Consider the following 10,089-nt stretch of genomic DNA (forward strand, 5'->3'; position numbering starts at 1 on the left):
GCACACCACGCCTGGCCAGCGGCGACAAACTGCACCACAAGCTGGCTGTCATCGACAACCGCACCGTAATCACAGGCTCCTTCAACTGGAGCCCCTCGACGGTTCAAACATAAAACAGATACAGTTCCAAAGCAACAGTCAACTCGCATGGCCATGGCCGACAGCGGGAACCCAGTCCAGCCAAAGCGTCTGTGCTGGTCCTATGCCCGCACCTCGACCACCCGGCAGGCACGGGAGGATCGGAGCGGCATGGAGCGTCAGCAGCAGGCGTTGGCCGCCTGGTTGGCAGATCACACCGAGTTCCAGTTGCAGGAGGCGCTGGTTGATCCGGGCCTCTCAGCCAGCACTGGTGCCAACCGCAAGCGCGGTGCCCTGGGTCGTTTCATCGCCGCCGCTCAGGCCGGCCAGGTGCCGCCCGACAGCGTGTTGGTGGTCGAGAGCTTTACCCGCTTCAGCCGTGAGGAGGAGCTAAGTGTGGTCAGAACCTTGATGAGCGAGTTCTGGAGCAGGGGGCTGGGCCTTGCGGTCTGCTCCCACGGCTGCACCTACAGCGAGGAGTTGATTCTGGCTGAGCCCCATCGAATGCACATGCTCTGGGGTTCCTTGTCCCAGGCCAGGCAGGAGGCTGACGAGCGCAGCCGCAGATCCAAAGGTGGTGCCCGCCGCCGCGAGCGTTTGCAGGAGGAAGGGGAGAAGGTGGCCGCGGCCAGCCCTTGGTGGGTTCAGCGCGACCCAAATAGCCGCCACCTCGTGCGTGATGCCAATGGCAACTTCAAAATCGACCCTCTCTCCAAGGCGACCATCTGGAGGGCAGTCGAGCTCGCGATCAACGGGATGGGCACGACGCTCATCGCCCAAGTGCTCAATGAGGAAGAGCGCCCCCTCCCCCCTACCGCTGGTCGTCGCAACCAGTACCGGGACGCCCCTCTTCCGTGGTGGGATCACAGCCGGGTGAGCTACCTGCTGCGGCATCCGGCCTTGCTGGGCGACCTTGTCCGCCGAGACGGTCGCACGATTGCTGGCTTCTATCCGCCTGTCCTAAGTGTTGAGCGCTGGGGGCAGCTCAGGGCCGCCATGGCCAACCGCGACAAACTCAAAGGCGGCCTCAGGGGCGGAGGGCAGAAGGTCAGAAACCTCTTTATGGGGATCACCCGCTGCGCTGTCTGCAGTGGCCCCTTCTCCTTCCACGACAGCAGCGAGCGGGCACGGATCGGCCACCCCGGATACATGGCGTGTCGCCCCGCCAACAGGCGCAATAGCCCCGGTTGCAGCAACTCCGGGTACATCAGCTACCAGGCGGTCGAGGACCACTGCCTGACAAGGCTGGCCGCCCCTATCTGGGCTGAGCTGCTGGGCAATTCAGACGGCGACGCCAGGATCACCGAACTACAGGCGCTGGTCGATGAGCTGGAACATGCACTCCGCCCCCTGGAGACAAGCCATGCAGACGCCAAGAGACGGCTAGGGCAGCTTTTCGTGGATGGCGCCAGCGACCTGCTCATGGAAGCATCTGAGGACGCGGTGGCTTCACTACGTGATGACATTGCAGCCAAGCGTGCAGAGCACTACCGGTTGGCCGGGGAGCTGCAGCTGGAGCGGGCCAAGCCCACTGGGGAGGAGGCCGCGGCCGAGCTGAAGGCCAATGTCTTCACCCTATGGCGGCAGCTGGATGCAGGGCTGGCATCCCCGGCTGAACGGCGGGCTTTCAACCGCTGGCTGCGCTGCCACCAGCCGAGCATTCAGTTCCTCGTGCACCCAGCTCAACCAGGTACCAATGGCCGAGGAGTCGAGCTGGTTGTTGGCGGAGTCTCGGCAGGCACCGAACCCCTGGCACCAGTGGCACGTCGAATGGCCAGGACAGCCGGCGTCGTCGAGCCCTATGCCAAGGACTTCGCCACCAGCCAGGGCGACAGCGGCGTGATCGCTTGGCAAGAGCCGCTGGCCCCAGATGAACTCGCCGCCTGGCCAAACAGCACAAGCGGCCAGGCACTGTGAACGGCAGACAACATCAACTGGTCACCTACCGATCAGCCACCACCGCCGAACAGAGCAGGGATTGGTTCCTGCAGCAGGCGGTGAGCGGTGCCCCGGCTCAGTCCCAGGGCCAAAGCGATCTGGCTGATCGACAGCCCCTCGCCTCGTAGGCGGTGGCCCAGTGCCAATTGCTGCTCGCTGTAGGACTTCCGGCGGCCTCCCAGATCGCCCCCTGTGGCCCGTCGGTGGGCAACGCTGGCCCTGGTCCGCTCGATCGCCAGCTCTCGCTCGAACTGGCTGACGGCACCGAGCACCTGGAACATCAATCGACCGGCTGGTGTGCTGGTGTCGATCGCCTGGTCGAGTACCACCAGATCTATGCCACGGGCCTCCAGATCGGACGCGATGGAGAGCAGCTCAACCAGCGACCTGGCCAACCGGTCGAGCTTGGCAACCACTAGCTGATCACCACGCTGCAGGGCTCCAAGGACCTGGACCAGGCCGGGTCGATCTGCTTTGCCGGAGCTGATTTGCTCGGTGATCACTTCGTCGCAGCCAGCAGCCTCTAACTGGGCCCGTTGCTGGGCTTCGGTCTGCTGCTCGGTGCTGACCCTGCCATAGCCCCACCGGCGGCCAGCAGGTGCAGCGATCAACGGCTCCAGAATCTTTGTCATCGGTCAATCTCCGGTTGATCGGTCACGAGTCCGGCATCGCCAACCTCTGAGCTCAACCCACTTGGACCACAACAACCCCTGTGTCGGAACGACAGGAAGCGGACAGGGTTATGGGACAGCATTAGGCGGTTGTGGAACGGGGTTGTGTGCATGGCCACAGCCGGACGGTTTCGGTTGGGGTGAATTACTGAGCCTCAACTTGAAGGGAGAGGTCACTCCACCTAACTCAACGCCTGGGGGCTTGGGGCCGCATCGACATGGCGCAGTCCAATAAACGAGTGCTGGTCGTGCTCATAGGCACTAGGCCCCGATACCAAGGGTAAAAGAATGGCTAGGGGGCAAGGGGGGTGTCGCCTCTTGGCGCTATATGCGTAAACGACACAAATTTTTCGACTAAAATTCTTAGCGACATAAATCAATGGCAAGAGATCTGCATAGCCAGATCCGAAACTACTCGGACTCTGGACATGAGTTACCGGCAGCTATGCCTAGAATTTGCGGCTTCCCCAGGGGTATACTGAAGCGATTGGGCTTGATGCCTCCAACTTGATAAAGGGAGCCTCTTCGCCTATGGCCCGACTATGGTTTTTAGCTTTTTCCTTTATCTTCTTATGTGTCGCGGCCCCAACTTCTGGCTATGCCCAGATCTTTCGGGTTGACTATGACAGCAAGAAAACCAGTGGCCAGATCAAGAATGGTCAAGTCACAGCCAGCATTGAGCATCAGCGGCGAATCAATAGTGATGGTAGCAACATTGTTCAGCCTGTAGTCAACGTTTTAGTAGGTGACTTGCCAGTAGGCTCTATATCAACTGAAGAGGTGGGCTCGCCGAATTCAATCTTGCAGATCGTCGAGCTCGATCCATCGAATCCCTATCCAGAAGTATTGCTATCGACTTTTACTGGCGGCGCTCATTGCTGCAATGATACTCGCATCTTGACATCAGACGCCAGTGGGAAGTATTGGAGCGAGGTGAGGCTTGGTCTTTCAGACGGTGGAACTGACTTTGCTAGCGATCCTTTGAACCTTGGGAGGAATGTGATTGTTGGCAGAGACGATCGATTTCTTTACAGATTTGGTTCTTACGCCAATAGCTGGGCTCCTGCGCGCATTTGGCAACTCAATGGCTCAAAGTTTGTAGATGTTTCTCATCTTCCAGAGTACCGCCCAATTCATCGAAGATCTCTTGGCTACATGTCAAGTTGGTTTTCTCGGCGAAATCAAGATGAACCCAATGGTTTCTTGGCGGCTTACGTAGCAAATAAGTCACTTGTGGGGGAACTATTTGATGGGTGGGATCGGATGCTTTTGCGCTACGACCCAAATGAAAAATGGGGATTGACCGTATGTGCTGCCGGGTATGACGACAACGGTAGTTGTAAAGCCAAGGAACTTGTCTACGATTCATACCCTCAGGCACTTAGGGCCTTTTTGATTGACACCGGTTACTTGAGTGAGTCAAGGCGCTAGGTCCTGGTCTTTGAAATTTGACTTGCGCAGAAGTCAACGACAAGTCTTTCTTCGGCGCTGTATTTGATGGGCCTAAGCCAACCGCTATAGGGACTGTTGTATGGCTTGAGATTAAGCATGAGAGCAGTGCAGTCAACGGCAACGCCAGAAGGGGTAGGAGGTGTGAACTTGTACGTACTCTTGGGACTAGACCCGTTGCTTCTTGTTCCCCAGCGCACAACCAGGCCAGTCCGGCATTCCTCCTCTGAGAGGGCACCGCTGCGGCAGGCCTGCTGGTGAGCCGGCACAGCAAATGGAGAATTAGGGCCGCCACTTCGTATGCGGGCAGCTTCTGCGGGTTTGACGACCCCCTCTCTCACCAAAGATTCAAGGGTGGCATCAAAGCGGACCGGGGGCTTGGTCGACAACTGGGATGGATCTGGCCGCAATGGTTCGGGTGGGCCTGACCTAATAGGTGCGGGTTGAAAATTTGATGAACTGCTTTCTGGCATCTCAGGTTTTTCTGCAGGCCTTGTCAAAGTGAGCCAGCTCCTGGTTTTGTTGTCATAGTTCCAACCAGGCCAATAAACACGGATGGATCCATATTGGGGCCACATCTTTAGTTCTCTGTCTAGCTGCCATGCCCGAGAATCAGCTGCTCTTTTGGCTGCTGCTTCCTTTGCTTTCTGAAGCTCTATTGCCCTTGCTGCTTCCCGGTTTCGATAATCCTGCATCTGGTCAAGTAGTTGCTGCTTTGGATCTTGGCTTGTTGTGGAGGTGTCGGCGATAGGGTGAAGCTCTGACGAATACGCTGGTCCAAATCCTGATAGCGGAGAGGACAATATTAAGAATCCAACAAGTTGACGGTACGCGGATGGTTGTCGCTTCATCTTTGGCAACGTGTTGTTAATAATTAGGCGCCTATTTTGTGGCATTGCTATTCTCCTAAGCCCTTGTTGGTTTTTCTATTTGCAGATGACCTGCCAGCATCAGTGCGATCTTTTTGACTTTTTCTATCAGCCGCCCTCTTCGACTTGATAGCCACATTGCTCGATTGAGTCCTTGAATTTTTCTCTGGCGTAGTCGCTCATATTCATGCATCACCATATGTCGGAGCTCGTCGTCGACAGTGTTGTAAATGATGCCAGCTTCATCTCGGTACTCTTTGGCTAAAGCGCTGAGCTTTTCGTCCTCAAGTCCACGAAGGTGGTCTAGAAAGTTTCCGTAACTTTCAGGGGAGAGACACATGGCACAGCCAACTGCGCTCCAACTATATCGGATGGAAATAGGCGTTGGCTTTGTAGCAGGACTATTGGTCTGACTTTTTAGCTTCCTCTTGCATAGATTTACAATTTAATTGATTTCATTTTCGCGCCACCGATAAGCCAGGCTCCCCGCTAGGCCCAGGACAGCACTGGTCAGTACCAGGGGAATCCGAATCCAGCCGAGGGTGATAGCTGTAAAGCTTCCAACAGTAATCAGTCCTGATCCTGCTGCGAACATTGACCCGCAGATCAAGAGTATTTTGGCCCTCCCCTTCCAACTTTTTTTGTAGTCAGGGGGGATCAGGGCGTGCCAGCTTCCGTAGGCACCGAGGCAGCAGATCGCGTAGCCAAGTACTGAGACCAGAGCAATCCAGCCAGTAGCTAGGCATTGCTGTAGGCATTGGATCCCAATAGGCAACCAGGCTGCATTCAGGCAAATTGAGGTCGCGATCTTGATCCGGGCCATTTGCTTTTTCTTTCTCTCATGCCGATGCAGCAGCCAACTGAGATCAGGATCACTGCAGTACCCACCTGGTCCTACAACGGCCTCGCGACCATCTGCGTGTTGATATATGTGTTCGTAGCTCCATTCCTCATCTTCATAGTCGATGAATTGGATAATTTCCCAATCGCCAATCTTTGACCACATTGAATAATTGAGAGTTAAACGACTAGCTCTATGGAAGGACAAATGGTCTCGCTTGTTTAAATTGTATCAGTCGTCAGGGGGCTGCGCCGAGGCGTCACTACTAGTTCAAGTGATGCATTGTGCGGCACATTTTGGGTGACCTAGTATTCCTATATTTGTCGTCCTGTTGCAATTATTGCCTTCGATGCCGTGCTTCTGCGAACTCCTCCTATGTTCCTAACCATTAGATTCTGCTTCTCCTTTGCCTGTTAAAATGCATATGTCAAGATCAATTTTGTTTTTACCCTTTGGTTGGCTGCTTGTCATCTCTTTGAGGTGCTCGGCCTGGGCAGAGGTGGCACCGGATATCCATAAGCGCTGCGTTGTTGCCAAAGACTATGTGGGTTGTGTCAAGGCGATGACAGGAGATCTTGGTCAGCCATCTCGTGTCATTGTGCAGGAAGGTGCATCTTTGCCTGAAAGTAATAAATGTCCTGATGGTATGGCTTACCTGGGAGGGAGTACCTGCCGTGATGTTATTTGCGATGTTGGCTTCTTCGTTGGCCATGATCCACTTCTTGGCGGCAAGGATTGGTCTTGTTCTAGTGGTTATGTACTTAGGCTTGGGGAAGTAACCGCCAAGTCTTATTACGACAAGGATTGCCCTGCGATTAAATTTGAGGCTGGCTGAAGAAATACATGTAACCAGCCATATACACTGCAAAATGGTGGTTTAAACTCTGCCGGCGCTCTTCCTTTTAAGGATATAAAGAGTTGGTGAATTCTGTTGTCATACGGCCTGAGGGAGTCGATGGAGTTCTTATTGAAATTCATCAGGATGGTCCTTGGCCCACTTCCGCATCCGCAGCTCGTGCTGCCGCCAATTGGCCCGTCGGCTGATGATTAATCTGCGCAGCCTGCTGTAACGCTCATGCCTCGGGTTCCACAACCATCGCACCAGCCGTTTTAGTGAGCGAATCAAGGCTTTCATTGAGAGATGCCAAGGCGCTTCCTGGCTTCATTGCGGCGCCTCTTCTCCTCAGCCAAGGCGATCATTACTGGGCCGACGAGAAATGAAACCCCACCGGCTTGGTTGCTGCAGGCTTCCTTGTTGCCGCTGAATGCGCAGTAGGGGAAAGAGAGCATTACGGCGGCTATTGCTGAAGGTGGGCCCGCAAAAGGAAGTAGCAGCAACAACCAGCGCAGGCAGCTGAGGGGATTTGCTCGCAATGTCTCGACTGCATCCCGGTAGGGCTTCCGCCTTTGCCGACGCCGTCCCGCCCGCTGCTCTGCCTCGGTCTGAACCTTGGCAGGCTTTATCCCCAGGGAGCGGTAATGAGCAGCTTGGTTGAGGTTTGCCTCCCTAATGGCCTTGGCCTGAAGCCTGGCCCTCTCTTCTCTGTCTTCTTTGCTGATGGTGAGCTTGGCTGCTTCTGACTGAATGACCTGCTGCACATGCTCCACCTGTTCTGGGCGCAATGCGAAGTATTCGGTCTGCGGCAGGCGTACTGCCTTGAACATGCGGTGGAGACGGGTCTCCAGCTGTTGAGGGCCCCTGACGGTGGCAGTCATGACCTGGGTGGTCTTGCTACCAATTTCCAATTCCCTTGAACGCCGTTGCCAGTTCTGGGTGATGCCGATCTTGTACCCGCCAAGGAGGTTGTCCTTGATCAGATAGATGGTCCCTACTTGACCGGCCGCTGCAATGGTCATCCAGGATCAACTTGCTAGTTAGAGATAGGAGCTGCTGCCCTAGAGCGTGTGGGAATCCTATTAGCAGTCGCACGACACTTCATGTCTTCACTCACCACTGCTGCCATCCCCCAGGAACTCCAAAGGGATGCCCTGCTGACCCTGGAGCAGCTGACCACTGCCGTCACGGTTCTGGCGCTTCATGGCTCGCATTGCCCAGAGGACGCCCCAAGGGTCCGCGCGGTCTTTGATCAACTGGTGGAGGTGGCTCACTATGCAGAGACGGACTTGGCGATCTTTGACCTGCCTTGACCTCTTGCGTGGATGCGAATAGTACTGGTGTACTTAATTGTGTCCGATGCCTGCTGCTGACTCCGTTTCCGCCGAGGAGTGGGACTACCTGGATATCGATGTCCTGAAACCCGCCCGCTCCTCAAGGGTCTGCCTGACTTGCCAGCACTTTCGCTATGAGGTGGGCAGACACTGCGTAACCCTCCTGACCTGCCCCATTCACCAGGGACTCATTCCCCAGGGCGAGCACCTGACCCGGAGGTGTTCTCGTTGGGTGCCTAGGCGGGAGGTTGCGGTTGGCTGGCTACCTGAAGTGGCCTGAGGCTGAGAAGCGTTGGCTTCTCTTCAGCAAAACACTAAGCCAGCTTTACCCTGCAGCCCAATTACAATCGCAATGCCCGAGGACGATCTGACTTGAATAGACATAGCTTTTGCTCAGCCCTTGGACTCGCTGTCGCAATTCCATGCCTTTCGCTGGTCACCTTGTCCAACCCAGGATCCTCTCAAGGGTTGGGATTCTTTGCTAAAACCAGTAATCCAGAAAAATATATCCAGTCTATCCCATCAGACTGTGAGTACATTACAGAGTCAAATATTCTTGGTCCCAAGTCATTCTTTGTGATCCAACCTTGCCATCGCGGCGGAGGGGCTTGGCTTCATGAAGTTCCAAAATTCACGAGAATTGCCCCGGGCATTCTTTATATCCCTAAGCAGAGCTTAAGCAACGGGGAGGTTGCGCCGGGCTTCTGGTGCTCAAGCAGAGCAAAGAGAACTGGCATCACGAGGTCAATGAAATGCACCAGATCAGGGTGGCTCGAAGCTCGTCCTTTCCGTTGAAACAAAAATCTTTTATGGCCAGCGGATTATGGACAAGGAGACTTGCTTCGATATCAGCTGTTTTAAATCTCTCCACTATTAGCACTTCATTTGCGCAGTCTCTATCTCCACCCTTGCCTCCAATCCATTCATTTACGGATTGCAAATTTGATCCAAATCCTCAGCCCGAATTCCAAGAAATAGAGTCCTGCTTGCAGCGTGATTGGCAATTTCAATCTGTTTCGCTTTCAGCAGACGGAAATCCAAGTATCCGACATATAGCTTGGAAGCTATGGAGGGTCTCAACCCAAGAGCATACGCTATACCAGCTAGAGCAGTATGCATATAACTGCTCCACTGGGTTTATGATTAAACGCTCAGTCCGTAGCTATTTAGATCCAAATCAGGCTGATCTGCCTTTGAAGAAAGCGAATCCCGAGGCTTGGTCGAATACTTTGTTAGAACCCAAGAGTCGTAAAAAATATTGCCCTTAGTGATCGGTGAAGCGCATGGGTATGGGCTAGGCGAACAGAGCGATTTTGTTGAACTCCTAATGTTTATGAAGATGGGCCGATCAAGGCCAAATGCTCATAATAAGAGGCTTGTGACAGGCATAACGGGGCCAACTCTATATCCGAGATTCGGATTTCCTGATCTCAAAGGAGTAAGATGTGGGGATTCAGTCCACTCCCTCGTACTCAGCAACCAATGAAAGCAACTCTCGAAAAGGGCCGTCCCTTTTTTAATTACCAAAAAATTGAAGACCTTGAGGAAGAGCTTGTAAGCGCTATGTATGCCCAAGGGTCGCTGGAAGAGCAAATCGATTCATACAATCCACAAAGCTCGGCACCAAGCGTGCTGATCCAATCATTCATTGACAGCAAGAAAAAGGTTCATGTGATTGAGATGGAAATCAGGCGCTTGCGCTACTCGTTTTAGACCTTATTGAATCCTGGCATTCAGGATCTTGTGATTATTGATAAGTTGTGCGCTTGAGCCCTGGGAAAAGTGCCTTAATTTTTGCACTCTCCTTGAGCATCAAGCTTGCTGCCACGCCTGCCAACCTCTCTACTTCCTTTCTGAAGTCGTACCCATGGTGCATGTTCATGGCGTGCGCCGCTTCATGAATCAGGATTGCAAGAGATTCCGAACCCAAAGGTTCAAGCCAGAAGGCCTGTTCTTCTAGGGCTAATGTTAGTACGTTGTCGATATTCCAGTGGGCTGAGAATTTGGTTGAAGATCCACTACTCAGAGCAACCCTGCCAGTAACACGAGCTTGTGGCGTGGGACAAGAATAGAC

General features: G+C 54.2%; 9 protein-coding genes and 1 pseudogene. 5 read left to right on the forward strand and 5 right to left on the reverse strand.

Annotation, left to right across the window (positions count from 1 at the left end):
- A partial coding sequence (locus KBY72_RS12920; protein WP_254993752.1) for a phospholipase D-like domain-containing protein occupies window positions 1-113 on the forward strand: 113 nt, incomplete at its 5' end.
- Window positions 114-153: 40 nt separating this feature from the next.
- Window positions 154-1,995 (forward strand): recombinase family protein, encoded by a 1,842-nt coding sequence (locus KBY72_RS12925; RefSeq protein WP_254960467.1) that lies wholly within the window; start codon window positions 154-156, stop codon window positions 1,993-1,995.
- Window positions 1,996-2,027: 32 nt separating this feature from the next.
- On the opposite strand, the gene KBY72_RS12930 is transcribed toward KBY72_RS12925, so the two are convergent.
- On the reverse strand, window positions 2,028-2,648 hold the full coding sequence (locus KBY72_RS12930; RefSeq protein WP_254960468.1) for a recombinase family protein: 621 nt from the start codon (window positions 2,646-2,648) through the stop codon (window positions 2,028-2,030).
- 570 nt (window positions 2,649-3,218) lie between these two features.
- On the opposite strand from KBY72_RS12930, the gene KBY72_RS12935 reads away from it, so the two are divergent.
- The gene (locus tag KBY72_RS12935; protein ID WP_254960469.1) at window positions 3,219-4,118 is read left to right on the forward strand and encodes a hypothetical protein; all 900 of its coding nucleotides are present in this window, start codon (window positions 3,219-3,221) and stop codon (window positions 4,116-4,118) included.
- Between the two features lie 924 nt (window positions 4,119-5,042).
- Here KBY72_RS12935 and KBY72_RS12940 read toward each other — a convergent pair.
- Window positions 5,043-5,345, reverse strand: coding sequence for a hypothetical protein (locus KBY72_RS12940; protein WP_254960470.1), 303 nt, complete (start codon window positions 5,343-5,345; stop codon window positions 5,043-5,045).
- Window positions 5,346-5,450: 105 nt separating this feature from the next.
- On the reverse strand, window positions 5,451-6,011 hold the full coding sequence (locus KBY72_RS12945) for a hypothetical protein (RefSeq protein ID WP_254960471.1): 561 nt from the start codon (window positions 6,009-6,011) through the stop codon (window positions 5,451-5,453).
- A gap of 334 nt (window positions 6,012-6,345) precedes the next feature.
- Between KBY72_RS12945 and KBY72_RS12950 the strand changes: the two genes are divergently transcribed.
- On the forward strand, window positions 6,346-6,681 hold the full coding sequence (locus KBY72_RS12950) for a hypothetical protein (protein ID WP_254960472.1): 336 nt from the start codon (window positions 6,346-6,348) through the stop codon (window positions 6,679-6,681).
- 296 nt (window positions 6,682-6,977) lie between these two features.
- Here KBY72_RS12950 and KBY72_RS12955 read toward each other — a convergent pair whose 3' ends face one another.
- On the reverse strand, window positions 6,978-7,703 hold the full coding sequence (locus KBY72_RS12955) for a GIY-YIG nuclease family protein (RefSeq protein WP_254960473.1): 726 nt from the start codon (window positions 7,701-7,703) through the stop codon (window positions 6,978-6,980).
- Window positions 7,704-9,497: 1,794 nt separating this feature from the next.
- Here KBY72_RS12955 and KBY72_RS12965 point away from each other — a divergent pair.
- The gene (locus tag KBY72_RS12965) at window positions 9,498-9,728 is read left to right on the forward strand and encodes a hypothetical protein (RefSeq protein ID WP_254960475.1); all 231 of its coding nucleotides are present in this window, start codon (window positions 9,498-9,500) and stop codon (window positions 9,726-9,728) included.
- Between the two features lie 34 nt (window positions 9,729-9,762).
- Here the strand turns inward: KBY72_RS12965 and KBY72_RS12970 are convergent.
- Window positions 9,763-10,089: pseudogene (locus KBY72_RS12970) on the reverse strand (hypothetical protein); the annotation flags it as partial.

This window comes from Cyanobium sp. BA5m-21 (genome assembly GCF_024346235.1).
Lineage (GTDB): Bacteria > Cyanobacteriota > Cyanobacteriia > PCC-6307 > Cyanobiaceae > Cyanobium_A > Cyanobium_A usitatum.